This window comes from Rothia sp. P7208 (genome assembly GCF_048512915.1).
GTDB lineage: Bacteria > Actinomycetota > Actinomycetes > Actinomycetales > Micrococcaceae > Rothia.
Window position 1 is genome coordinate 137,300 of record NZ_JBLXXW010000003.1, and the last position, 25,221, is coordinate 162,520.

Below are 25,221 nucleotides of genomic sequence, written 5' to 3' on the forward strand. Positions count from 1 at the left end.
TTTACTGCTCGACGTAGAGCATCATAATCTTTTATGTTCTATCGACCAAACGAACTGGTCGTTGCCGAAATACCGTAAAACGCACAGGAGCAGGCACAGCCTCTTGCGATGACGGTTCAGCAGGTGGAGAGTTTTCAAAACGTTTCTGCATCACATCAATTGCTTGTTTATTCTGGTCGATGAGAATAAAACGACGGTTTAGCTCCCTCGCGGCAGCACCAGTCGTTCCGCTTCCCCCAAAGAAGTCAAGAACCCAGTCGTGCTCCGCGCTGCTAGCTTGAATAATTCTACGCAGAACACCTAAAGGTTTTTGGGTTGGGTAACCTGTTTTTTCTCTACCGGAGGGGGAAACAATCGTATGCCACCACACGTCAGTAGGTAGTTTACCTTTAGCAACTTTTTCGGGAGTTACTAGCCCCGGAGCCATATATGGTTCACGGTCAACTTCTTGATTATTAAAATAATATTTTTTAGGATCTTTGACGTAAACCAAAATATTGTCATGTTTTGTGGGCCAACGTCGTTTAGTCCGAGCACCGTAGTCATAAGCCCAAATAATCTCGTTCAAAAAACATTCTCTGCCAAATAGTCCGTCTAAAAGAACTTTTGCATAGTGAACTTCTCGATAATCAAGGTGCAGGTAAAGAGTTCCCTCTGGTTTAAGTAGACGCCAAGCTTCTTGCAAACGAGGCTCAAGAAAAGACCAAAAATCTGCAAAAGAGTCATCGTAACTGGCAATATCACCTTTAATGGTTTGATAACGCTGCCCCTGATATCCCACCCTATTGCCTTCATCAGAACGTACAGTCTTCAGACTCTGACGCTTCTGAACTTTTCCAGTATTAAAGGGAGGGTCGATGTAGATGAGCTGAAACGACTCATCTGGCAGATGTTCAATGACTTTAAGGTTATCCCCGTGTATCACCAAATTCGGTGAGTCCGCGCTCCAGATGGGTTGTTTTAGCATAAAAACTATCTTAACAGGTTTTGAGCAGGACGTTTTCTTTCCTCTCAAATGCTCATCTAAAAAACATATAATTTGGAATAAAAATCGCCAGATCATAGCTTAGTACCATCTCATACCGAGAGATACAGAAACCATGAGCTGGCGATTTCTCTTATAGAAACGCAACACTCAAGAATGCGATAAAAGAATCAGATTCTTTAGCTTTCTCTCACAAGGTTACGTAGCACATATTGCAAAATACCACCGTGACGGTAATAGTCTGCTTCACCAGGCGTATCAATACGCAAAACAGCGTCGAAGACGGTATCGGTACCATCTTCAGCAGTAGCCGTAACAGTCAGAGTTCGTGGAGTTACTCCGTCATTGAGTGCTTCAACACCAGAAATTGTGAAAGTTTCTGTTCCGTCCAAGCCCAGTGACTCATGTGATTCTCCGTCAGGGAATTGCAACGGAAGAACACCCATGCCAATAAGGTTTGAACGGTGAATACGCTCGAAGGACTCAGCAATCACAGCTTTAACTCCTAGAAGAGTTGTACCTTTAGCCGCCCAGTCGCGAGAAGAACCGGTACCGTATTCTTTGCCGCCTAAGACAACCAATGGAATACCTGCTTGCTGGTAGTTCTGCGCAGCATCATAAACGGTACTTTGCACACCATCACGAGTGAAGTCTCGGGTGAATCCACCTTCAACGCCGTCCAGTAGCTGATTCTTGATACGAATATTAGCGAAGGTTCCTCGAATCATCACCTCATGGTTACCGCGACGAGAACCATAAGAGTTGAAGTCTTTACGTTCTACTCCATTTTTGATGAGGTATTGCCCGGCAGGAGTATCAGCGGCGAAAGAACCAGCAGGAGAAATATGGTCAGTGGTTACGGAGTCCCCCAATTTGAGGAGCACGCGAGCACCAATAATATCTTGAGCCGGTTCAATGTCCATGCTCATACCCTCAAAATATGGGGGTTTGCGCACGTAGGTGGAGTCTTCGTCCCAGTCGAAGGTATTTCCGGTGGGTGTTTCAAGAGATTGCCAGCGTTCGTCGCCGTCAAAGATGGTTCCGTATTCTTTGGTGTACATCTCAGTGTCGACTGCTTCTGCAATGATTTTTTCGACTTCAGCAGGGTGTGGCCAGATGTCTTTGAGGTAGACGGGGTTTCCGTCGTGGTCTTGGCCGAGTGGGTCGTTCTCGAAGTCGAATTCCATGCTTCCTGCCAGCGCGTAGGCAATAACCAGCGGCGGTGAAGCGAGGTAATTCATTTTCACGTCTGGAGAGATACGGCCTTCAAAGTTTCGGTTGCCGGAGAGTACTGCGGTGACAGAGAGGTCATTCTCTTGGATGGCTTCGGAAATTTCAGGTTCGAGTGGACCGGAGTTTCCGATGCAGGTGGCGCAGCCGTAACCGACAACGTAGAAGCCTAGTGCTTCGAGATCCGGTAGTAGTCCAGCTTTTTCGTAGTAGTCGGTAACAACTTTAGAGCCTGGGGCGATAGAGGTTTTGACCCAAGGTTTGGCGGTAAGTCCTTTGGCCGCCGCGTTACGTGCAAGGACACCGGCTGCCATCATCACTGAGGGGTTAGATGTATTAGTACAAGAGGTGATGGAGGCGATGCAGACGGCACCATTTTTAAGGGTGAAGTGACGCCCGTCAGCCATGGACACTTCAACTTCTTGGTGTTCTTTGCCAGGTTGGGTGTAGTTGTGGATGTCTTTGCTGAATTGTTCGCGTGCGGAAGAGAGTTCGATACGGTCTTGTGGACGTTTTGGTCCAGCGATAGAGGGTACGACCGCAGAAAGATCGAGTTCGAGGTACTCGGAGTATTGAACTTCTTGACGTGGGTCGTGCCAGAGTCCTTGTTCTTTGGTGTAGGCTTCGACCAATGCGATGTGTTCTTCAGTGCGTCCGGTCAGGCGTAGATACTCTAGTGTGACCTCATCGATGGGGAACATTGCTGCGGTGGAGCCAAATTCTGGGCTCATGTTTCCGATAGTTGCACGGTTAGCTAGTGGAACTTGGCTGACGCCTTCACCGTAGAATTCTACGAATTTTCCGACGACGCCGTGTTCTCTAAGCATTTGTGTGATGGTGAGTACCACGTCTGTTGCGGTTGCACCGGAGGGGATGGAGCCGGTGAGCTTGAATCCGACGACGCGTGGAATCAGCATGGATACGGGCTGTCCGAGCATGGCGGCTTCTGCTTCGATACCGCCGACGCCCCATCCGAGCACCCCAAGACCGTTGACCATGGTGGTGTGCGAGTCGGTTCCGACGAGGGTGTCGGGGTATGCGCGTAGGGTGCCGTTGACTTCTCGTGCCATGACGGTGCGTGCCAGATACTCAATGTTGACTTGGTGGACGATGCCCATTCCTGGTGGGACAACTTTAAAATCGTCAAAGGCGCCTTGTCCCCAGCGGAGGAATTTGTAGCGTTCGCTGTTACGCTGGTATTCGATGTCCATGTTGCGGGTGATAGCTTCGGATGTTCCGAAGTTGTCAATTTGCACGGAGTGGTCGATCACCAGTTCGGCTGGTGCTAGTGGGTTGATTTTGCTGGGGTCGCCGCCGAGGTCTTTAACTGCTTCTCGCATGGTGGCAAGGTCTACGACGCAGGGAACACCGGTGAAGTCTTGCATGATGACTCGTGCAGGAGTGAATTGGATTTCGGTGTTAGGTTCTGCGTTGGGGTTCCATTGGGCGAGAGCTTGGATGTGCTCTGCTGTGATGTTTGCACCGTCTTCGGTGCGTAGGAGGTTTTCGAGTAAAACTTTCAGTGAGTATGGAAGTTTTTCTGCACCTTTGACGGCGTTGAGCCGATAGATTTCGTAGGTTGTTCCTTTGACTTCTAGTGCGCCTTTGGAACTAAAGCTATCCACAGTGCTCATGTGGGACTCCTCTCAACACTGTTATGGAAAGTTTGTGTGGTGTGGTCTCTATGTTCGTTCTCTACCTTCAGATAGTGCGTGTGTGGACGCTACCTGTAGTTTGCGTGCTGGTGTGATGCGATTCTTAGAGACACATTGACACTAACTCTTATCATTGACTAGTGTACCGTGTCACACTCAAAGTTGTTTTTCGCAAAAGAAACGTGACTAAATAGAACGTCTTTTTTCAAAAAATATTTTTCAAGACAAAAAATCGCACCCCTGAAAACTAGCGGTTTTCGAGGGGTGCGAAAGCTTCTGATTATTTAATAGAGCGACTTTTAGAATAAAAATATCAAAGAAATAGACAAAATGTGATACTATTCACCCTTGTGTGTCTTTTCGAAGACTGCAATAGACTCCACATGATGAGTATTCGGATACATGTCAAAGGCACTCAGCTGAACCATCTGCCAACCCAAAGCGCGTAAATACCCTGTATCACGCCCCAAAGACGCAGGATCACACGCAATATATATAACGCGCGCAGGGGCCAAGATATCAATCTGACGGATGACACCACGACCAGCACCTTCACGAGATGGATCAAGAATAACAACATCAGGAGCCTTAAACTCCCCTGCTTTCACCTGACGTACCGTAGATTCCAAAACCTTCCGAGCGTCACCACGACGCACCTCAATATGAGTTTTAGCAGAACGATCAGTACGAGAAAAACCATCTGGAACAGCAAAATTATATCGAGCGTTCTTATGAGTTATCGCAGACCCCTCAACACTCAAAACAGTTCCCTTAGCGCCCACGACATCAGCAGCAAGAGCGGTAAACAAACCAGCGCCAGCATAAACATCGTAAATCGTTCCGCCTTTAAGAGAACTCGGCAAAGCCTCTAACACAGCAGCGCTTAAAGTCTGAGCCGCCCAACGATGATTCTGCCAAAAACCACGAGAAGAAACTTCCCACTTATAAGTACGACCCGACAGCTCAAACGACTCATGCAAAGTCTCTTGGCCATATAAAATCACAGGTTGCGAAAGCCCCCCAGAACGGTTAACGGCAGAACAAAGAATAGAAGGCTTCACCCCAGAAAGATCTGACCACAACATCTGGCACTGCGCAAGAAGATCATCTTTCACAGAGGCAACAGATACACCATCACGCAAAGTAAAATGAACGGTACGCTCATCCGTTGAAGACACCGCAACATCAACCCGAGCAACATCAGGAATCTCTAACTCATGAAGACGTAACTGCCCCATGGCAGCATCCTCTAGCGGGCATCCTTGCACCGCTACTACCTCAGCAGAACGATAAGGACTCATCCCAATACGACCTTGCTCAGTAACAGAATAATGAATACGAGTTCGTGTCCCGTATTCTCCCCCAGGTAACTGCTGAACAACTAAGTCCTCTAATACAGAATCACAAGCGTCCATCGCACCTAAGCGAATCAACTGTTCTCGAACAATCTCACGTTTATATTCTCTCTGTACGGCAGGTGATAAATGTGTATACTCCATACCGCCCACCGGCAATCTGCCCTCTTGGGCAGCAACTAGAGCATCTGCAGGCTCCCACACACCATCACGACGGGCAGGCGCCGGCGACTCAACCGCGATAACATCGGCAAAGAAAAAACGCTCCTTCGGTCCAATACCCGTGATCCGAACTGTTGCTTCCTCACCGACTACACCATGACGAACAAAAATAACCCGTCCATGATGACGGGCAACAAAAAACCCGCCGTGAGCGACCCGTTCCGGTCGTACACGAAAAATCGCACCCACATGAAAATCTACTGTGCTCATAGCGTCCTTAGTCTTATGAATAGCCAGCACCAACAACTTTAAAGTATTGTCCCTATAAAAGGTGCCTAGCCTCAAGCATTATTGAATGATTCCTTGTTCTTGACCGACAGACCACGGAACATGAGCGATAACAACACCAGACTCATGACGCAGACGTTGAGCAAGCTTATGCACCGTTCTTCGATGAATAGAACGCTCCCACCACCGAGTAATCACGTACTCCGGTAAATACACCACCACAATATCGCGAGGAGACTGAGCTTTCTTTTGCCGAATATACTCAATCAACGGAGTGACCCTATCACGATATGGAGAATCTAAAATAGTAAGCGGAACAGGAACACCTAGTGTATCCCATTTCTTCAGTAACTCCTTCGTGCTCTGCTCAGCGACGTTAATAGCAACAGCGCTAATCGTCGAAGCTCTAGAAGCACGCGCATACGCTAAAGCACGTGCCGCCGGCTTACGTAAACGAGGAATATACACCACAGCGTGCACTCGTGAAGGAAGCGCACGAGCCTGCTCTAATGACTCTTCATCCTGAGACAACGTTAAATCCTTATCTACATAATCATAATGATGGCGAATCAATGTCATCATTCCCATCGTCAAAAGAATAAGAATGAGGCTCACCCAAGCGCCCTGAGTCAGTTTCGTCAAAAGCACCACAAGCATCGACACTGCCGTGACAACCAAACCAAAAGAAGTCACCAACACATCACGAATCAACTTACGCCGCTTAAAACGCTCTAAAGTAACACGCAACTGCTGCCAGCGATGCCTCAAAATAGCGCTCTGAGTCAAACACATGGAGGTAAAAACCCCCACAATATACATCTGAATCAACGCATTAATATCTGCACCAAAAATAAACACCAGAAGCACAGACAAAGCACCCAAAACAAGTACCGAATTCGCGTGAAGACGAGCAGAATGAAGCGCTCTCATCTGCACCGGTAGATACTTATTCTCGGCGATAGAAGAAGTCAGCAAAGGAAAACCAGCGAAAGCAGTACATGCGGCAGTCAGCAAAATACCCACCGTTGCACACCCTAGAAGAACAGGTACTAAAGAGCCGGAAAAAATCGTTTCAGCAACCTGATACAACAACGGTTTTTGTCGGAAGCCCTCGCCAACGAGACGTCCTTGAACCATTAAATATTTTTCGGGTTCTTGAACGACCACCGCACCAATCGCGTGAACGAGGAACATCACCAACAATAAAAGAGCTGAAGAGACAAACCCTGAAATCATCAAAACAGTAGCAACGTTACGTTTCTGAGGAGCCGCAAAAAACTGAGCAGAACTATTAATCGTTGACACACCAGTCAACGCAACAGCACCGGAGGAAAAAGCCCGTGCCAACAACAAAACGAGCCCTAAACCGCTCACAACGCTTTCTAAACCACCACGAGGAATCACATAATAGGTGCTACTTTCTGCCATCGCTAACGTACCGGTGTAATACTGGTAGATGCCTACCACACCGGTAAAAGCAAGAATCCCCAAAAATGCGTAGGTTGGAACCATCGAAGCTTTACTTGTAAAACGAAGCCCTCGAATACACAACCAAGTCACGGCAATAACCAACAACGCTGCAAGATAATGTTGGTGTGGCACGAGATGAGGAAAAATCGTCAAAAGATAGTGAGTAGCAGCAGATATTGCGACAGCCACAGTCAGCACATAATCCACCATAGAAGACGCGCCGTGAGCCAAAGCAGGAGTCGGCCCTAAACGGTGCAAGACAAGCTCGTATTCACCATGCTCAGAAATCTGGTTAACGTTATAACGGTATGTTCCCACCACAATCAGCAACGTCAAAGCAATACCAATAGCGACAAGAGGTGAAAAAACAAGCCCCGCAGCACCAGTTAAAGAAAGCATAAGAATAATCTCGTCTGGAGCGTAAGCAACCGACGAAACACTATCTGCCCCAAAAAGTGAAAAAGCACGGCGTTTAGGCAACGCAAGAAAACGCACGTTTGCTCGGTGCGTTGGTCGTCCCCAAATAGAACGTTTGATGTGTCCCCATACTTTGTTCACAGCCTCTAAGAGTAGCCATTTCAGAGATTAAAAAACAGCTACCCCGCCCAAAAAACACTAAAATCATCCTCAGAGGCTTAGCGTCATCACAAAAACTAGAATAGGCTATAGGTTGCACGCAAATGGCGAGGGCTTTTAGAGGAGACAAATATGCCGCATTTTGTGATTATGGGAGCAGGCCGAGTCGGTGTCATGCTTGCGCATACCCTCGAAGATTCAGGTCATACTGTTGCCGTTATTGACCAAGACGAACAAGCCTTCCGCCGATTACGTAAAGACTTCTCTGGTAAAAAAATTACTGGAGTAGGTTTCGACAGAGAAACCCTCAAACGTGCTGGCATTGAAGAGGCCTATGCGTTCGCTGCAGTCTCCTCTGGAGATAACTCGAACATTCTTGCTTCCCGAGTCGCTCGAGAAACTTTTCGTGTCTCCCACGTCGTTGCCCGTATTAATGATCCCAACCGTGCAGAGTTCTTCCAACGACTCGGAATCCCTACCGTCGCCGCAGTGCGATGGTCCACAGACCAAGTGCTGCGACGTATCTTGCCAGAACAAACCATGACAGGAGATTTCAGAGAAGCCTCAGGCCGACTTATTCTTGCAGAACTACAGCTCCACGAAGAATGGGCAGGACGACCATTTACAGATATTGAAGCTGCCGCGCAGGTTCGCATTGCCTATATCACCCGTTTCGGTGAAGGCATCCTCCCTCGTGCAGACTCGAGCTACCAGCACGGAGACGTCGTCCACGCGATGATGCGCACCGAAGATATTGGTGAAATATCTCGAGTTCTTGCTGCCCCACCTGCACAATCAACCGACGAAAACGACAGGAGATAAACACGATGCACGTTCTCATTATTGGTGCAGGTTCCGTCGGCTCTTCCATCGCAAAAGAACTCACCGCACATGGACACCACGTTCGTATTATTGACAAGAAACCCGAAGTCATTGGACGTTCTGAGTTACGCAATGCGCAATGGATTATTGGAGATGCGTGCGAGCTCTCTGTCTTTCGCCGAGCCAAACCAGAAATAGCAGACGTTATTGTTGCGGCCACCGGCGACGATAAATCAAACCTCGTGGTGTCCTTACTAGCACGTTCAGAATATGGTGTACCCCGCACTATCGCACGAGTAAATAACCCCAAGAATGAATGGCTCTTCGATGAGTCATGGGGTGTTGACGTCGCGGTGTCAACCCCACGATTGATGACGGCTTTGGTTGAAGAAGCAGTAGAAGTCGGTGACGTTGTTCGTTTGCTTCAGCTTCAAGCCGGTGGTGCAATGCTTGTAGAATACACGGTCCCTTCAGATCACCCCATCATTGGGCACACCGTATCTCAAATCCATTGGCCAGAAGACACCACGCTAACCGCCATACTACGGGATGGTGTTCCTCGTCCCCCTAGCCCCGATGAACCCATCGAAGGTGAAGACGAACTATTCTTCATCACCACTGCCGATGGCGAAGAAGACATTAAAGCTCTCTTTAGCTAAAAAGAAAACTCGTGTACAGCCTTGCCTATGCATACCGTACACGAGTTTTCTTGTTCTAAAATCTTGGCGCAGAGAACGTTAGCTCATTTTATGCGGAAAATGTCTGTTGCTCCTGAGGCTTAGAAATCACCCAGCTTATCCACAAGACCAAAGAATATAGCGGTATTCCCATCACTAAACGAGCAATACCTAACGCCGCAACAGCGTCCATCTGGTATAGAGGAACTTGCACGGCAAGGCGCACAAAAAACATCGCACACAGAATAATTGTTGCCCAATTATATGCTCGTAGGCGTTCTGGACGTTGACGCCAGGTACCTTGCTCACCACGAATATAGCTATAAAAAAGTCCCAGAATAGGCCAACGCACCACAATAGACGCACCTACAACAACACCGTAAATGAGGTTAAGATAAAGACCCGGTGTGTAAAACTCTGTAGCGCTACCTGAACGATACGAGACAATAGCACAGATGAGAACACCTATAAAACCAGATAATGCTTGCATCAAGGTATCTCGTTGTAGCAGACGAAGGAACGCAAAAATTCCAGCTACACCCAAGGAAAAATCTAAAGCGATAAAGAGCTTTTCAGTACTCATGAAGAGAATCAAGAAGACCAGCCCGGGAAGGGCTGCTTCAGCGAGACCTCGAATACCGCCTACAGCGTGAAGAACATCGACGTGTCCGTTATCTTTACGTCGTAGTTGAGTACCCGCTTGTTCAAATGCTGCACTCAAGTTCAAAGATTTTTTGTGAGCAGTTTCTGCGGTATCTTCTTGAGGCTGAGAAGGTTGTTCTTGAGTCATCGTGTTTTGTGTTTCTCTTCGTAGGCAATATGAGATGGAACGATTTCATATCGTGGGTTATACATGCGGTGAGGCGTTACCCGTTGAGAAAGCATCCCGCTGCAGCGAATATAGGTGCCAGCAACAATACCTGGAACGTTTCGTTGCCCATGCCAGATGAGTTCTAGGTAATCGCCTTCAGCAAGAGGGGGAAACTCTGGGTATAGCGGGGCAGGTGTTTTCGGATAACTGCTCACACGATATTGAGGAATATTATATTCTTCGATATCGGTGAGAGTCTCTTCAGGAGAATCGTCGTCATCGGCGATAACTTCTTGAGTTTCGTCGTCAGAATCTTCTTCAAGGACCTCAATAATGGGGATTCCCGTTAGCTGATGATAGTTAGAAGGAGCTAGCGGTTTAGAACGGCGCACTTCAAGTACGGCAGTATATCGTGGTGGCTCTGTTGGTGCAGATAACGTCACATGAACGACGCGTCCACCCACACGCGCACGAAAACGTTCCGGATAACGTTCTAAACGTTTTCGCGGAACTGATTCATGGCTAGTATTCTCTGCCGCAGTAGGCACCATTTTTTATCCTATTTCTGTGATTTCTGGTCCACGACGAGGCATTTTAGGGGGTTCTTCTTTCCCCTGAACTGATGACTGTTGTTGTGCCTGTTGTTGGGCTTCTTGAATAGAGGCAGGAACCGTCATCGGTAAAAGTTCACGAGGAGGACGAGGGTCTTGTCCGCGAACGACCACAATCGAGCGGAAGACTTCTTCCATTTCGGCGACGGCTTCTGGTTTGATTGCAGCGTCTCCGGCGAATACTCCGCGAAGGAACCAGCGAGGTCCGTCCACACCGGCAAAGCGAGCCACTCTGAAGCCTTTACGTCCATCTGGTGTTTGTGCAGAAATACGGGAGACGAGTTGTCGACCTAGCGACCCGTCAAGGATTTGCACGCTTCCGCCTTGTTCACGTACTGAGTTGGCAATTTCTTGTCGGATGTCGTCCCAAATTCCCCGTGATTTAGGTGCCGCAAAAGCCTGTACTTGTAAGGTGCCTTGACCTTTGGTGAGGGTTACGGCAACAAGTTGTTGACTTTTTTGTTCGATGTCTAAACGCATATTGAGGCCGTTGACCATTTTGATGCGCATTGCACCAAAGTCCATGTAGCCTTCTGTTTCTTGCTGTTCGGAGACATCCCACGGTCCGGCAGAACGATCATAGAGATAAGAGGTGGTGAGTTCTTCCTCAGGAGATTCTTCTGGCGTTTGAGCCGTTTCTTCGGCTTCTGATGGCGCTTTAGGCTCTTCTGTTGTGAGCTGTTCTTCTTGCTCTGTGACCTGTTCTAGGTTCTGTTGAGCTGATTCTTCGTGTTTTTTCTTTTTTCCAAACCCAAACATGTCTTTTACCTTACCTATACAGCAATTCTATGGTGTTTCCTCATTATTCTAGCGAACGCCAGTTGAGCCGAACCCTGCTTCAGCTCGTTCAGATGAGGGAAGTTCCTTCACCGCAATAAATTTTGCTTTTTCAAAGCGTTGAATCACCATTTGAGCGATTCTGTCACCACGGTTAATAGTAAATTCTTCAGTTTGGTCGGTGTTGAGTAAACACACGATAAGTTCTCCACGGTATCCGGAGTCCACGGTTCCTGGCGCGTTAACGATGGTGATACCGTGTTTGGCAGCAAGACCAGAACGAGGGTGTACTAACGCTACATATCCGTCAGGTAGCGCTAAGGAGACACCAGTAGGTATCATTTTGCGTTCGCCGGGGGCGAGGACGGTATCAATGGTAGAGCGAAGGTCTGCGCCAGCGTCGCCGTCGTGGGCATAGCATGGAGCGGGGATACCTTCATCAAGCATTTTTAGGGGTATATCAATAGATTCAGTCACAGTAGTTCACTGTACTAGAATTCTGCATCATTCGAGTACTTCGTGTGATGTCTCTCTATCTGATGGTTCTTCGGTGTTCATGGTTATAGAGTTCTTTGGTTCTTAACTCAAAGCGCCTAACAGAAGCCAGTATCACCAGTTAAATATCGCTAAGATAGTTGTCACAGCTAATGCTTATTCGATATCACTCAAAGGTTTATGTATGTCTTCTGATTCCACTGACGTTCTCTACTATGAACGGCTCTCCCCCGGTTTTGGTACGTGGCTAGTAGCTATTGGTGTGGGTTGTGCAAGTTATCTTGTTGCTGCCCCGATCAATATTCCTATTGGCATTGTGGTGGGTATTCTCATGATCCTTCTCGTCGGTGGCGTTCTTTTTGTCTCTTCTCCAAGAATCGAGATTACGCCTCGAGTATTACGTGTTGGTCGGGCACAGATTGAACGTGAATATGTGGGATACGCTGAAGCGTTTTATGGTGATGCTGCGCGAGTTGTTGCAGGTCCAGCGTTAGATGGTCGTGCTTTTATGTGTTTTCGCGGTTGGATTGAGCCAAAAGTTCGAATCCATATTGTTGATCCGGCTGATCCAACCCCTTATTGGTTAGCTTCTAGCCGGCATCCTGAACGTATTGTTGAAATTCTCAATGAGGGAAAAGACGTTCCTGACAATCCTTTAGCTGAATCTTAAGAGTTCTGCAAACACTGGGGCGGGGAAGAAACCATTGGGTTTCTTCCCCGCCCCAGTATTTAAGTGGCGCCTGTTTTAGCCTTCACAATCAATGCAGTATTGCATTCCGCCGTCTTCATGAGCGATTTGTGAACGGTGACGCACTAGGAAGCAAGAACCGCAGGTGAATTCGTCATCTTGTGCGGGAAGAACAACGACGTTGAGTTCTTCGTTAGACAAATCAGCACCGGGTAGCTCAAAACTTTCAGCTGCCGCATTTTCGTCTTCGTCAACAGCACCTGATTGCATTTCTGAGCGATGATTATTGAGCTCTTCAAATGATTCTTCGTTGTTTTCTTCGTCCTGTTTACGAGGTGTGTCGTAGTCTGTAGCCAAAGTGTTTTTCACGCTCCGTGTGTTTAGGCATACCTTCCATCGTACGTTAGGGAAGTTTCTGCAGTCTGTGGGACAGTGTTACCTGAGCTGAGTAAAGACGTATTACTTTAGTTTCCGGTAACGCGTAGCATTTTTCACGAAATATTGTCTGTTGTCTAGTAAGAAACAGCTATTTTTTGCTGTGGAAGCTATCTATTTTTTCTATTGGCTCTTATTTTGGGGGAAGAACCCTTATTTTTCGCGGTTTTCACGGGTGTAAATCTTTGAATATGTGACTTTTTTTACACCTTATGGAGAGTTTTGTGCTGGTGACCCCATATTAAAAACGTATTTTTTAGTTTTTTGAGTGGTTGTTTCCTGCGCGTTACGGGCGTCTCAGGGTAATCTTTTCTTGAACTTTATTGCCAACAAGGAGATAACATGCTTGAGCTGCGACTATCTGGTATCCATGATGACGGTGAGCACCTCGTCTTAGAATCTGTTCAGGGGGAACGTTATATTCTTCCTATCGATCAGAATCTACGGACCAGCATTGCTAAAGCTCGCCGCATTCAGCCTCTTCGCGGTCGCCCTGGCAACGGTGTTTTTGGTCCCCGTGATATTCAGGCTCGTTTCCGTCAAGGAGCAAGTGTTGAACAAATCGTTGAGGAATCTGGTTGGGAAGCAGAGCGCGTACGTCGGTATGAGTGGCCCATTATTGCAGAACGTGCCCATATTATCGCAGCAGCACGTGCTGTACGTATTTCTCCGGCAGTTCTATCTCATGGCCGTTCAGATGCTCCGGCTCTTTCCTTAGATGAGTTAATGGAGCGTGTTGGTGAAAAGTTCAACCTCCCTCTTGACGATGCTCAGTGGAGCACTTATCAGCAAGAATCTGGACAATGGAGCATTAGCGCTGATATTGAGCTAAGTGATGATGCGCAGCAGCGCATTCCGCAAACCGTCGTTTTCCCCGCACGATGGACGTATAACCCTGCAAATCAGAGCGTCTATGCGTCCAATGAGGCCGCTTATTTCTTGATGGAACGTGCAGACCCAGAAGACGCCCCAGTTCCCGGGATGATGTCTCATTCTCAGCATGACACTGCAGAAGAAGAGCCTCATACTACGGTGGAAGAATTTTCAGATATCTCAGTGCACTCTGACGAATCAGAACTTGCTAAGCGCCTTCAACAGTCTCAAACAGTAGATACTCCCCTCGAAAAATCACAGTCTCTTGACGGTGCAGGAACCCGTGACTTTGCATCTGCTAGCGAACGTAAACTTGCAGAATTGCTTGAACGCGCCCGTAGTAGCAGTACTCGCAAAAGCACTCGTACAGAAGAAGCTCTTAGTTCTTCTGAGCATCGAGAGGTGCAAGAGTCTCAGCCCACGAATGACGAAACACCTGCTGTTGAGAACACATCTGTTCGAGAAAATGTTGAGTTGCAAGAGGCGTCAACAACAAACGTTGGTTCTTCTGATGTTGAGCAACAGCACAGTGCTGCGGATGAAGGCTCTGTTGATTCATCTGAGCCTTCAGCATCTGACAGTGCTTCGAATGACAGTGCTTCGAAGTCAGAAAGTTCTTCATCTCGTTCAAAGCGTACTTCTGTACCAAGTTGGGACGACATTATTTTTGGTAACCAGCGTCGTTAAAAGTCGCCAGTCAATAATTTTAGGTATAACTGTATGAGTCATTCTTATTCCCCTAAGCATCTGTCAGATGTTGAAGAACCTGATCATATCCCTGATTTACCGACAGGTCCTAAAGTTACCGAACTTCCCCATAAAAAACATACGAGAACGGCCTTTCTTGGGTTTTTAGGGGTCTCTCTTTTGGGATTGTCTGTAGCCGCTTTTACGTTCTTTCCAATGGGCGAGACAAATATCTCTCCTGCTGGTGAGAATACAACGCATACAGTGTCAGTTTCACCAAGTGTGGATGCTACTTCTACCCCAAGCTCTACACCGTCTGTGACAGCGAGCCCTTCAGATTCTCCTACCCCATCTCTATCACCGACTCCGACTTTTTCGCCGACTCCTGAGGTTCAGGTTCCTCAAGTAACTGAAGAATTTGTTCCAGCTGAGCCGGTAGCGCCAGATGTTCCGGAGCCTATAGAAGAAGCCCCAGAAGTCGAGACTGATCCTGTTATTCCTGCTCAGCCTGTGGCTCCTGTTCAGCCGGTTCAACCTGTAGCTCCTGCTCAGCCTGTAGCGCCCGTTCAACCGGTGGCTCCTGTTCAGCCGGTTCAACCTGTGGCTCCTGCCCAGCCTGTAGCACCGGTTCAACCTGTAGCACCGGTTCAACCTGTAGCACCTGCCCAGCCTATAGCGCCCGCCCAACCTGTGGCTCCTGTGCAGCCGGTTCAACCGGTGGCACCCGCTCAGCCTATAGCGCCAGCTCCACCAGCAAACAACGTTGCCCCTGCACCGATTCAAAATCCAACACCAGGGCAAGGCTAACCCACACACGTTCAGGTTCTCTAACAGCCCATCATCAGAGATAGAGCATTCTTGGGGTATAAAGACTCATATTTTTACTCTTTATCCGTAGAATGTACTATGAACGGTAAAGTCTTAAGACTTTGCCTCAATCACTAGCACATAGAGAGAACCACCCAGATAGGTACATATATGACCAACCCTCGACATCGCGCTGATTCAACAGCTTCCGATGACTCTGAACATATAGATACATCATCAGAAGACACTGCACCATTAGAAAAGCACGAATCTGATAGCAACACCCCTGAAACAAAAAATACTCAGGATAAAAGTTCAGATGATGTATCAGCCCAGACAGAACCTATCACGGCTATCGCACAACCCGGTTATATTTATGTCACCGAAGATTCACTCCATACGGTGGAACAAGGTGCTGAAGACGATTCTCTCTCCCACCAATTGCTCAGAAACGGAACAATTTTTGAGAAGAAAAGCCTTGCCGAAAAAATTAGAGAACGCAACGAGCAACATGCTGAAGAAAAAGCTCGCAAGCAAAAAGAAGCAGAGTATCGTGCTCGTCAAGCAGCTATTGCTGGGCTAACTGCACAAAAAGCAGCGAGGCAACGAGCTATCGCAACAGGATCACTTCACGAACGAGACGTCCTCACCCAAGCAGCCGCAGAATCCACTGCCGAAACGACATCACGCAAAGGGTTAGTATTCGGTGCTCTAGGTGTAGGCGCACTTCTTCTAGCTGGTATCGCCACCGTCTACGCTTTCAACCACGGTTCAGATAGCGTTATGCCGACGAACACTCACACTGTCGAAGAACCAGCCACAACAACTCCAACACCAAGCGCTTCACCTTCAGCAACGTTCTCCCCAGCCCCCGCGCCCACTCATACAGTTAAAAAGCCTGAAGTTAAATATCTTGACCCTACTCCTGCACCTGTAACACCAGGAACTATTGAGTACGTAGACCCACCAGTACCAGAAGTTCCTATTGAACAAGCGCCACCGCCTGTTCTTGAACCTCAGCCACCTGTTATTCAAGAACCTGAGCCCAGCGTTCAGAGCGCAACCGCAGAGCCTACCCCCTCAGAAGAATCTGCCGAAAGCACTCCTGCACCTGAGCCAACAGCTCAAGAAAATACTCCCACCCAAGAGCCTACAGAAACTATTGAGCAGAACCCTACGACAGCACCAGCATCTTCATCGTTACCAGCACAGCCTCAGCCCGTTCCATCTGGGCCGTCTGCTCCTGCCGCAACACAAGATGATACGAAGAATACCGCTCCTACTGCTCCGGTAAGACCGCCAGAAGCAAATAACGTACCAACGCATGCCCCTGTGCAAGGAGGCTAAATAAATAGAGGGGAACACTTCAAAAAGTGTTCCCCTCTATTTACTGTGTAGGTAATACGCGTAATGGAACTGTTGTCTCTGTTTCTGTGAGAGAACCATGTTGCCCTACCATCTCAAATGCATGAGGTTTAGCACGACGTTTATCGTATAGGGCGATAGGTTCACGGCAAGCAATCAAAATATCACCGATGCGAGCGCGCGCATGATCTCGTACCTCAGAACCGAATAGTCCCTGTGCGCAGGCTTGTTCAGTATCAATAATCCAGGCTTTTTCTCCCCAACGTTCAGCCCAATCGTTGAGAGTTTTTTCTTTGGCAGTTTTGGAGTTGTCTTTAAGGTAGAGCTGAACCATTCGGGGTTCGCCTGCGGTAAGTCGTACGTTATCAATCAGATGTTGGTCGGCAGAATAGTCGTACCGGTGTTCGCGTTCGATATCGAGCATTCCGTGGTCTGCCGATAAAAGTAGTAACGTTTGAGCGGGGACTCTTTCTGCTAATTTTCTGAGCGAAAGATTTAGTTCTTCTAGCTGATAAAGCCATTGTGTGGAGCCTGTCCCAAAGCGATGGCCAGCTTGATCTATTTCTCCCCAATACATATAGACAAGAGATGGTTTTCGTGATGAGAGAAGACTCGTGCCAAGGGTTATTCTTCCAGTTGGTGCTTGAGCATGGAAGAATTCTCCTCCGCGTAATCCGAATTGGCTTAGCCCTGACTTTTGGTATCGGCTCAAGGAGACTGTTGCGACATTGCAATGTTTTTCGTAGCGTTCGAATACGGTGGGGTATGGTTGCCATTGATATGGGTCAATGGAGGTGTCCCACCCTGAGAGGTGGTTAACCACGGTGTCGTTTTCGGGGTTGCGTACTTCGTACCCAGCGACTCCGTGTATTCCAGGTGGTAAAGCTGTTCCAAAAGAAGTCAGTGAAGCTGCTGTGGTCGAAGGTATTGCGGAGTGTAATGTCCCTAAAGAAATAGATTTTTTCAGGTATGGCGCATACGAGGAATATTTTTGGAGAAGGTCTTCTCCTAGCCCGTCGACCATCACGACACAGATGCTACGGAATTTATGAGGATCGATTCCAGCTTGTTCTAAACGTTGGGCTAAGCCAATGGCGTCATGAGCGCCTTCTCCCCATACAGGGTGGGGGTCGGGTGTGATAGTGCGTTGTTTTACGAGTGTTCCGGCTGATTCGAAGAGGTCAGCGATAGTGGCGCTGCCGTAGGGTGCGGAAGCTGGCAGGGGTACTCCGCAATAATCTGTGAACATTGAGGTTATCTCCCTGCTTCTCGTTGCGCTTTTCTTAAGGCTTGCACAAAGTTACACGCTTGTCTCACAGATTCTTCTCCGTCAGCTGTTGAGCTAATACGTAAAGAGATATCTTCACATACCGCTAAACCTGTATACCCGTGGTTAGTTTGGCATTGAGGGTCAGGGCAATCTGCCGGTTGTAAGTCAAGGCGTTGAGCTCCTGTCCAAGCAATGTCAATGGACACTTCAGATGGAATAGTTCCGCTTTGGTATTCAGAAGAGTTCAGATATACATAGTTCGCAGATACAGATTTTAGATGTTCTATAGAAAAGCTCTCAACGCTTAGGTGTGTTGCTGTTTCATCTGGTTGGTGATGTTCGTGGTCATCGAGGTGCACTACTAGTAAATAGTGTTGGGTTAAGGCTAATACTGTGATGTGTCGGTGAATGGTACCGTGTTCAAAGTGAGTTTCTAGGTGAACTAGATGTGATTGGGGATCTTGCCCTATTAACCCATCTATTACCGCGTCTGTTGTCAGCTTTGGGTAAAATCCTAATCTGGTAATGGATTCTTCCAAAGATTTAAGACGAGGACTGCTCATATGGGTATCCCTCCAAGGTGTATAAGATATTTATTTATTGTAAACCGTACAGGTTCTAGTTCGTTGGTCATTGTTATGACATTCTTGGCTTTGGTATCCTCATGAGCGCATTTGCTGTTGTGTTGGTTCTTTCAAAGAACAGTATTCTCAGAACCGAACGGTAGAATGTTTATGACCCTACCCCGTCAGCTATTGAAGAGGTTTATATGGCCCGCCGCGGCACAACTCTGCAGGATGATTACCCTGAAGATATCGTAGAAAACATTGTCGATATTGATGTATCTTCCGAAATGGAAACGAGCTTTTTGGAGTACTCATATTCGGTGATTTATTCCCGAGCTTTGCCTGATGCCAGAGACGGTCTCAAACCGGTACAGCGACGGATTTTGTATATGATGCAGCAGATGGGTTTGACTCCTGCTAAAGGGCATGTGAAAAGTGCTCGTGTTGTTGGTGAGGTGATGGGTAAACTTCACCCTCATGGTGATGGTGCTATCTATGATGCAATGGTGCGTTTAGCGCAGCCTTTTGCGATGAGGATGCCTCTTGTTGATGGTCATGGCAACTTTGGGTCTTTAGATGATGGGCCTGCAGCATCTCGATATACAGAAGCACGTATGGCGTCTTCAGCTCTAGCGCTTACAGCAGATTTAGATGAGGATGTTGTCGATTTTGTCCCCAATTATGACAACCAATTGATGCAGCCTTCTGTTTTGCCCGCTGCTTTCCCTAATCTGTTAGTCAATGGTTCTTCGGGAATTGCAGTAGGCATGGCTACGAATATGCCTCCGCATAATCTTCGTGAGGTGATTGCTGGGGCGCGGTACCTGATTGAGAACCCTGACGCTACGCTTTCTCAAATCATGAAGTTTATTCCTGGGCCTGATCTTCCAACCGGCGGAACCGTTGTTGGTCTTGACGGTATCAAAGATGCTTATGCTCATGGTCGCGGTATTTTTAAAACACGTGCCAAAGCCACTATTGAGCAGGTTTCTGCCAGAAAACAAGGCATTGTGATTACGGAGTTACCGTATATGGTAGGGCCTGAAAAAGTTATTGAGAAAATTAAAGATGGGGTTCAAAAAAAGAAACTTCTAGGTATCTCTGATGTAGCAGACCTGACAGACCGTAAGAATGGTTTGCGTATGGTCATTGAGGTTAAAAATGGTTTTAATCCTCAAGCTGTTCTTGCCTCACTATACAAATACACTCCTTTAGAGGATTCCTTTGGCATTAATAATGTTGCCTTAGTACATGGGCAGCCACAGACCCTCGGTCTTCTAGATCTTTTGCGTGTCTACGTTAACCATCGTATTGAGGTCGTTCGCAGGCGTACAGTGTTCCGTCTAGAACAGAAGAAAAAACGTCTTCATTTAGTTGAGGGTCTTCTCATCGCGATTATTGATATTGATGAGGTCATTCAAATTATTCGTTCTTCGGATGAGAGTTCTCAGGCTAAAGCCCGTCTCATGACGGTCTTTGATTTAAGTGAAGTTCAGGCACATTATATTTTGGAGGTTCGTCTCCGTCAGCTCACAAAGTATTCTCGTCTTGATTTAGAAAAAGAACGTGATGAGTTGCTTCATGCTATTGCAGAATTAGAGGATATCTTAACGCATGAGAAACGGTTACATACTGTTGTCTCTGATGAGTTGCAAGAAGTAGCAGATACTTATGGGACAGATCGACGCACGATTCTGACCTCAAAAGATCGTTTAGCTGAAGAAATTGCTCAGGCAAAGAGCTCTTCTAACCAGAAGATTGCACGCGGTAGCCTAGCCTTAGAAATTGCGAATGACCCGTGTTGGGTTCTTCTTTCTACAACGGGGCGTATTGGTAGAAGTACGCCGTATCCTGATGGTCTTGTGGCACTCACAGATTCAACAAAACGTCTCAAACATGATGCGTTAGTTTCAGTGATTGCTACTAGTGCCCGTTCTGAGATAGCAGCAGTTACCTCATTAGGGCGTATGGTTCGGGTAAACGTTATGGATCTTGCTGTTCTTGAGAATTCTCAAGGGACACCAATACTTTCTAGTGGCGTTCCTTTAGACGAGATTGTTTCGTTAGGGCGTTCTGAAAAGATTGTTGGGTTGGCTCCGCTTCATCAAATTATTGCTTTAGGCACCGCTCAAGGTGTTGTTAAACGAGTTAATCCTGATTACCCGCTCAATGCTGATAGCTGGGATATTATTGCGCTTAAACCTAAAGATCAGGTTGTCTCGGTGGCAGTATGCGCACATGAGGATGATGTTCTGACGTTTGTGACAGAGCAGGCGAAGTTATTATGTTTCACAGCAGATAAGGTACGTCCTCAAGGCAAAGGTGGTAGCGGTATTGCCGGTATCAAACTAGCTGAAAAAGACCGTGTCATTGCTTTTGGTGTTACGCCTTCTCATAGTGATGCTGTTGTTATAACAGTTGCTCAAGGCGGTACTGAAGATAGCGCAAAAGTCACAGAACTTGAGCAGTTCCCTCAGAAGGGACGCGCCACCGGTGGCGTTCGCTGTCACCGTCTCTTATCGGGTGAGTCCTCTTTGAGGTTAGCTTTCGTTGGTCGCGGACCATTAAAAGCTGTTAGCCCTGCAGGTGTAGCACGAGCTGTTCCGACGGAGTTTTCTGCTCGTGACGATTCAGGTATCCCTCTCACCCAGTCTATTGCTACGGTAGGTTCCTCATATCAATACACTCAATGGTTGTTGCCGAACTCTGGAACAGAAGCGAACAGTAGTTTTTCTGGAGCAGAACAAACCTCCCAGAAAACTTCAGGTGAAGCTGAATTATCTCTTGAAGGAACACTCTTCTCGTAGAAAATAACGTGTTGTGATACAAGAATGCCGTGGCTGCCCATGAAGATGAGTGGCCACGGCATTCTTGTATCTACGGGTTAGGGTGATAGTTCAACAATACGGTCGCAGGCTTCAATATCATCTCGTCGATGAGAGACTAAGACGACTGCTGGCGGTATTTGAAGACCGGAACCAGGCTGAGCGACATGTTTCATCGTGGCCGCATCTATTTTAGTTCCACGAGACACTTCTGCGATTAGAGCACGTGCTGCTGGGGCATCTAGATGTGCGGTCGGTTCATCCATCAAAAGAAGTGGAGACTGTGTCAATAAAGTGCGAGCAATCGCGATACGTTGACGTTGTCCGCCAGAAACATATGAACCTCCCGCGCCAACGGGCGTGTTCAGCCCCTCAGGTAGAGAACGCACAAAATCTCCTAGCCCCACTCTATCTAAAACAGAGTACATTTCAGCTTCACTAGGGCGGTTCTTCGCCGAAGCTGCTAATGCTAGGTTATTCGCGATAGAAGATTCGAAAATGTACGCGGATTGTGGGCACCAGGCCGCATACCCCCGTAGATCCTCACTGCTTAGTTGTTCTCCGTTGACGCTAATAGCACCATTTTCTACGGGTAAGAATCCTAGCAATGTTGCTAAAGCAGTTGTTTTCCCTGCACCAGAGACACCAGTAATACCAAGCCATTGCCCAGAACGGATGGAGGCATTAAGTCCCGTGAAGACAGGCTCTTTCATGCCAGGCCAACGGGTTGCCACATTTTCCATGGACAAGGTAATCGGGGTGCCTAAACGTTGACGAGTTTGGGCAACATCTGTGGTAGTATGCTCCGCTGAGTTTGTTTCGACGAGGGGGCGCATCCGTCGTACGAGTTCGGCTAATGCGGGCCATCCTCGGACTGCTTCGATATGTCCGGCAGTGCTTTCTCCCATGGCAGTACACATCAAAAGGATAATTGCAACTAGCGGCCCAGTTAGTTCTCCAGAACGAACTTGTGCCCAGGTGATGACGATGGTTCCTATCGCAGCACCCCACCATGTCACGATGGTCAAGGCATGCCCAAAACCGCTAGCTTTTGACCCTGCAAGGATTGATTCGACGTTACGTTGGTCTTTTTCTTTGAATGCTGCAGCAGCTAGATAGTTCAGGCCGTTAGCGCGAAGGTCTGCCGCAGCGTCAAGAGTTGAGACCCCTAAACGTAATAATTCTGAGGTTGAGAATCGGGCAATAGCGTCAGCGCGATGATCAGTGTATCGAACCAATGCTGGTATGACCAGCGTAGAAATAACTGCTGCACACAGAACGATGGGAGTAGCTATAGGAGCAACACTCAACGTAACGACAACAGCCAAAATCATCACCGTCACGTGAGAGCCAACAGGAAGAATGACTCGTGGTAAGGCGTCTCGTAGTTCGTCAATATCGCCAACAAGACGGTTAAGAATTCGGTCTCCACGAAGAAGCGAACGTAAAGATAGTACGGTTCGTCCGGCAGAGTCCCAAGCTCTCACTCTTAAAAAGTTCGCTGCTTTGAGCACAAGGTCATGTGTGCGTAAACGTTCTACATAACGAGTGCAAGCTCGCCCAAGTCCAAAGAAGCGTACTCCGACGATGGCGACCATGAGGTACATAATGGCAGGCTGTTCTGCGGCTCGTACGATGAGCCAGCCAGAAAGTGCCGTCAGCATAATAGAGAATGATAGAGCTAAAGCAGATAAGATAATAGGCATCAAGCTCTGCTTGAAGGTGATACCTGTCAAGGAACGTATATCTTTGAGCGTTTGAAGAACCGAGCCACGTGGCTGTCGGTACCTTAAAGAATGGGGTCGCTGAGTTTTCTTCTCGGGTGCTGTCTGAGGATTCTCAGCTGAATGTTGCCGTAAGGATTCTTTAAAGCTTTCGACGTCCCATCCCATAGAGGTGCTACGGCTCATAGTCCACGATGTTGCGGTTCCTCGTTCATCAGTTGTGGCGTCAAGACGGAAATCGGTGCGTCGTGCAAGGTCTTCGTCGTGAGTGACGATAAGTAGTGTAGCGCCCGTGGTAGCTAAAGCAGCTAACGAGATATTGACGCGGTCTGATGCGATTGCATCAAGGTGGGCTGTTGGTTCATCAACGAGAACGGTAACCTTTTCGCCGATTCGTTCTAATGCGTCCACACGAGCCAGTGCTCGCGCAATGGCTAGACGGCGCATTTGGCCGGCGCTCAAAGATTCTGGAGCGAGGTCGGCGAAATCTTCTAACCCCACAACCCGTAGGTATTGACGGTATCGTTCACGTCCGCGTGCGGATAGAGAGAGAGGGCCGGTTTCGCTCAAAAGTTTGAGTACGGCGGCAAAGTCTTCTTCGCTATCAACGACGGCGGGGAATCCGTAAAGTGCAACTTCGTTAATCACTGAGGTTGCGATAAAGGCCGGTGATTGGCTCACCCATACGATAGATCCGGTGCCACGTACTTCACCGCTGACCTGTAGGGGTTTGCGAGAGCCAGTAGGGATTAGCCCGTCAGCTACGGCACCGTTGATAACCCCCAATAAGGTAGATTTTCCGCAGCCAGAAGGTCCGGTAATGCTGACGGTACTTCCATGCGGAACGGTAAAGCTCACGTCGTGTAGAACTTGGCTTCGTCCGGGATATGTGACGCAGACGTTTTGGATGCTTAGTTCTTCTCCGTCAAAGAACGTTTTCTCTTCGGGGAGAGGACGGTCGATGATACTCTGGGCACGTCGTAGAGCAGCTACGCCATCCTCAGATTGATGGTAGGCGCTACCTACGTCGCGTAATGGCTGATAGCATTCGGGAGCTAAAAGTAATGCTAGTAGTGCCACATCCAGACCCATATTTCCATGGACTAGTCGGACACCAATCAGTACCGCAATGACCGCGATAGAAATGGTGGTGAGTAGTTCAAGCCAAAAAGATGAAAGAAACGCTGAGCGTAGTGTGAATACTGTTGTTTTACGGTACCGCTCCCCTAGTTCTGCTAGAGCTTTTGACTGGGCACGAGCACGTCCAAGCCCAACGAGAACGGGTAGGCCTTTGACGAGTTCAACGATATGGTCAGACAGACGCAGTAGTTCTTGTTGAGCTTTTTCAGTATCTTTTTTCGTGGTTTTGCCGATGAGCACCATGAATACTGGTATTAGGGGCAATGTTGCGATGATGACTATTGCGGAGGTTAAATCGTAGAACCCTAAGACGCAAAGAATCATAATCGGTGTTACCGCGGTGCTAACAAGTGCGGTGAGAGTTTTTGTGTAGTAGTCGTCGATAGCGTCGAGGCCTCGAGAGATGAGCACTGCTGTTCCGCCAGTACCGTCTGGGGTGTCTACTCCTCCGGTGGCAAGGACTCTTTCAATCAGTTGTGCACGGATAGTTGATTTTGTTCCGGTGGCTGCACGTTGAGCGAAATAGCTCAGCGCCCAGTCGCTTGCTGCACGTAATACTAGTGCGATGAAAGCAACGAGTAACAGCATCATAACGGTTGGTTTTTGCCCGAAAGTTGCGAGCCAGATGCCGTCTAGGTGTGCCTCAGCATTACCACCAAAGATTGCTTGCTGACGGTCGTAGTCGCTGGTAAAGATTTGATTCCGGTGTATTGCAGCATAGGTGAGCCTAGCCATATAGGCGATGGCTGTGCCGAGGACAGCGGCAAAAAGGACTGTAGCACTCGTTTTTATGATGGTGATGAGCGCAAAGATGCCGAGGTTGGTTGTGGCGTTAGGCCCCAGTGGAGGACGCTTATCCATAGATAACGATGAACTTTCAGGTATGAAGATTTCGATAGATGTTCTTTTTGAAGTCTACCTTTGAAA

Annotated in this window: 19 protein-coding genes; 7 read left to right on the forward strand and 12 right to left on the reverse strand. The window is 47.9% G+C overall.

The genetic code is table 11. The features are described from left to right. Positions 1-31: 31 nt before the first annotated feature. From ACN084_RS05140 to ACN084_RS05155, 4 genes are all read right to left on the reverse strand, one after another. Complete coding sequence (locus ACN084_RS05140; RefSeq protein WP_419106111.1) at positions 32-967, reverse strand: DNA-methyltransferase; 936 nt, start codon at positions 965-967, stop codon at positions 32-34. Positions 968-1,164: 197 nt separating this feature from the next. Continuing rightward, on the reverse strand, positions 1,165-3,849 hold the full coding sequence (gene acnA, locus ACN084_RS05145; protein ID WP_419106112.1) for an aconitate hydratase AcnA: 2,685 nt from the start codon (positions 3,847-3,849) through the stop codon (positions 1,165-1,167). A gap of 359 nt (positions 3,850-4,208) precedes the next feature. Further along, the gene (locus ACN084_RS05150) at positions 4,209-5,657 is read right to left on the reverse strand and encodes a class I SAM-dependent RNA methyltransferase (RefSeq protein ID WP_419106113.1); all 1,449 of its coding nucleotides are present in this window, start codon (positions 5,655-5,657) and stop codon (positions 4,209-4,211) included. A gap of 78 nt (positions 5,658-5,735) precedes the next feature. Next, the gene (locus ACN084_RS05155) at positions 5,736-7,703 is read right to left on the reverse strand and encodes an APC family permease (RefSeq protein WP_419106114.1); all 1,968 of its coding nucleotides are present in this window, start codon (positions 7,701-7,703) and stop codon (positions 5,736-5,738) included. Positions 7,704-7,853: 150 nt separating this feature from the next. On the opposite strand from ACN084_RS05155, the gene ACN084_RS05160 reads away from it, so the two are divergent. Then, a complete protein-coding gene (locus tag ACN084_RS05160) occupies positions 7,854-8,543 on the forward strand; it encodes a potassium channel family protein (RefSeq protein ID WP_419101836.1) in 690 nt (229 codons plus the stop codon). 5 nt (positions 8,544-8,548) lie between these two features. Next, on the forward strand, positions 8,549-9,202 hold the full coding sequence (locus tag ACN084_RS05165; RefSeq protein WP_419101837.1) for a potassium channel family protein: 654 nt from the start codon (positions 8,549-8,551) through the stop codon (positions 9,200-9,202). An 88-nt stretch (positions 9,203-9,290) separates the two neighbouring features. Here the strand turns inward: ACN084_RS05165 and ACN084_RS05170 are convergent, their stop codons facing one another. From ACN084_RS05170 to dut, 4 genes are read right to left on the reverse strand one after another with little or no spacing between them, the layout of a single operon-like run. After that, complete coding sequence (locus ACN084_RS05170) at positions 9,291-10,010, reverse strand: DUF3159 domain-containing protein (protein ID WP_419106115.1); 720 nt, start codon at positions 10,008-10,010, stop codon at positions 9,291-9,293. Further along, complete coding sequence (locus ACN084_RS05175; RefSeq protein WP_419101839.1) at positions 10,007-10,579, reverse strand: asparaginase; 573 nt, start codon at positions 10,577-10,579, stop codon at positions 10,007-10,009. The genes ACN084_RS05170 and ACN084_RS05175 overlap by 4 nt, the downstream gene beginning before the upstream one ends. A 6-nt stretch (positions 10,580-10,585) precedes the next feature. Beyond that, the gene (locus ACN084_RS05180) at positions 10,586-11,401 is read right to left on the reverse strand and encodes a DUF3710 domain-containing protein (protein ID WP_419106116.1); all 816 of its coding nucleotides are present in this window, start codon (positions 11,399-11,401) and stop codon (positions 10,586-10,588) included. A gap of 48 nt (positions 11,402-11,449) precedes the next feature. After that, the gene (gene dut, locus ACN084_RS05185) at positions 11,450-11,896 is read right to left on the reverse strand and encodes a dUTP diphosphatase (RefSeq protein ID WP_419101841.1); all 447 of its coding nucleotides are present in this window, start codon (positions 11,894-11,896) and stop codon (positions 11,450-11,452) included. A 202-nt stretch (positions 11,897-12,098) separates the two neighbouring features. Here dut and ACN084_RS05190 point away from each other — a divergent pair, with 202 nt between their 5' ends. Further along, on the forward strand, positions 12,099-12,584 hold the full coding sequence (locus ACN084_RS05190; RefSeq protein ID WP_419106117.1) for a DUF3093 domain-containing protein: 486 nt from the start codon (positions 12,099-12,101) through the stop codon (positions 12,582-12,584). 75 nt (positions 12,585-12,659) lie between these two features. On the opposite strand, the gene ACN084_RS05195 is transcribed toward ACN084_RS05190, so the two are convergent. Continuing rightward, positions 12,660-12,959: a DUF4193 domain-containing protein gene (locus ACN084_RS05195; RefSeq protein ID WP_419101941.1), complete on the reverse strand. Its 300-nt coding sequence runs from the start codon at positions 12,957-12,959 to the stop codon at positions 12,660-12,662. Between the two features lie 420 nt (positions 12,960-13,379). On the opposite strand from ACN084_RS05195, the gene sepH reads away from it, so the two are divergent. From sepH to ACN084_RS05210, 3 genes are all read left to right on the forward strand, one after another. Then, a complete protein-coding gene (sepH, locus tag ACN084_RS05200) occupies positions 13,380-14,597 on the forward strand; it encodes a septation protein SepH (RefSeq protein ID WP_419106118.1) in 1,218 nt (405 codons plus the stop codon). A gap of 33 nt (positions 14,598-14,630) precedes the next feature. Then, positions 14,631-15,404 (forward strand): hypothetical protein, encoded by a 774-nt coding sequence (locus ACN084_RS05205; protein WP_419106119.1) that lies wholly within the window; start codon positions 14,631-14,633, stop codon positions 15,402-15,404. Between the two features lie 171 nt (positions 15,405-15,575). Continuing rightward, positions 15,576-16,751 (forward strand): hypothetical protein, encoded by a 1,176-nt coding sequence (locus ACN084_RS05210; RefSeq protein WP_419106120.1) that lies wholly within the window; start codon positions 15,576-15,578, stop codon positions 16,749-16,751. A 40-nt stretch (positions 16,752-16,791) separates the two neighbouring features. Here the strand turns inward: ACN084_RS05210 and ACN084_RS05215 are convergent, their stop codons facing one another. After that, complete coding sequence (locus ACN084_RS05215; RefSeq protein ID WP_419101846.1) at positions 16,792-18,018, reverse strand: alkaline phosphatase family protein; 1,227 nt, start codon at positions 18,016-18,018, stop codon at positions 16,792-16,794. Positions 18,019-18,023: 5 nt separating this feature from the next. After that, positions 18,024-18,602 carry a DUF5998 family protein gene (locus tag ACN084_RS05220; protein WP_419106121.1) on the reverse strand — a complete coding sequence of 193 codons (579 nt, stop codon included), beginning with the start codon at positions 18,600-18,602 and terminating at the stop codon, positions 18,024-18,026. Between the two features lie 206 nt (positions 18,603-18,808). Between ACN084_RS05220 and ACN084_RS05225 the strand changes: the two genes are divergently transcribed. Beyond that, positions 18,809-21,412: a DNA gyrase/topoisomerase IV subunit A gene (locus ACN084_RS05225; RefSeq protein WP_419106122.1), complete on the forward strand. Its 2,604-nt coding sequence runs from the start codon at positions 18,809-18,811 to the stop codon at positions 21,410-21,412. A gap of 77 nt (positions 21,413-21,489) precedes the next feature. Here ACN084_RS05225 and cydC read toward each other — a convergent pair whose 3' ends face one another. After that, on the reverse strand, positions 21,490-25,155 hold the full coding sequence (gene cydC, locus ACN084_RS05230; protein ID WP_419106123.1) for a thiol reductant ABC exporter subunit CydC: 3,666 nt from the start codon (positions 25,153-25,155) through the stop codon (positions 21,490-21,492). Positions 25,156-25,221 lie beyond the last annotated feature (66 nt).

Excerpts from the sequence above, each read along its gene's own strand:
- cydC (WP_419106123.1), bottom strand. The coding sequence starts at position 25,155 with ATGGATAAGCGTCCTCCACTGGGGCCTAACGCCACAACCAACCTCGGC.
- ACN084_RS05190 (WP_419106117.1), top strand. The coding sequence starts at position 12,099 with ATGTCTTCTGATTCCACTGACGTTCTCTACTATGAACGGCTCTCCCCC.
- ACN084_RS05150 (WP_419106113.1), bottom strand. The coding sequence starts at position 5,657 with ATGAGCACAGTAGATTTTCATGTGGGTGCGATTTTTCGTGTACGACCG.
- ACN084_RS05225 (WP_419106122.1), top strand. The coding sequence starts at position 18,809 with ATGGCCCGCCGCGGCACAACTCTGCAGGATGATTACCCTGAAGATATC.
- acnA (WP_419106112.1), bottom strand. The coding sequence starts at position 3,849 with ATGAGCACTGTGGATAGCTTTAGTTCCAAAGGCGCACTAGAAGTCAAA.
- ACN084_RS05205 (WP_419106119.1), top strand. The coding sequence starts at position 14,631 with ATGAGTCATTCTTATTCCCCTAAGCATCTGTCAGATGTTGAAGAACCT.
- ACN084_RS05215 (WP_419101846.1), bottom strand. The coding sequence starts at position 18,018 with ATGTTCACAGATTATTGCGGAGTACCCCTGCCAGCTTCCGCACCCTAC.
- ACN084_RS05220 (WP_419106121.1), bottom strand. The coding sequence starts at position 18,602 with ATGAGCAGTCCTCGTCTTAAATCTTTGGAAGAATCCATTACCAGATTA.
- ACN084_RS05160 (WP_419101836.1), top strand. The coding sequence starts at position 7,854 with ATGCCGCATTTTGTGATTATGGGAGCAGGCCGAGTCGGTGTCATGCTT.
- ACN084_RS05165 (WP_419101837.1), top strand. The coding sequence starts at position 8,549 with ATGCACGTTCTCATTATTGGTGCAGGTTCCGTCGGCTCTTCCATCGCA.
- ACN084_RS05180 (WP_419106116.1), bottom strand. The coding sequence starts at position 11,401 with ATGTTTGGGTTTGGAAAAAAGAAAAAACACGAAGAATCAGCTCAACAG.
- ACN084_RS05170 (WP_419106115.1), bottom strand. The coding sequence starts at position 10,010 with ATGACTCAAGAACAACCTTCTCAGCCTCAAGAAGATACCGCAGAAACT.
- sepH (WP_419106118.1), top strand. The coding sequence starts at position 13,380 with ATGCTTGAGCTGCGACTATCTGGTATCCATGATGACGGTGAGCACCTC.
- ACN084_RS05140 (WP_419106111.1), bottom strand. The coding sequence starts at position 967 with ATGCTAAAACAACCCATCTGGAGCGCGGACTCACCGAATTTGGTGATA.
- ACN084_RS05210 (WP_419106120.1), top strand. The coding sequence starts at position 15,576 with ATGACCAACCCTCGACATCGCGCTGATTCAACAGCTTCCGATGACTCT.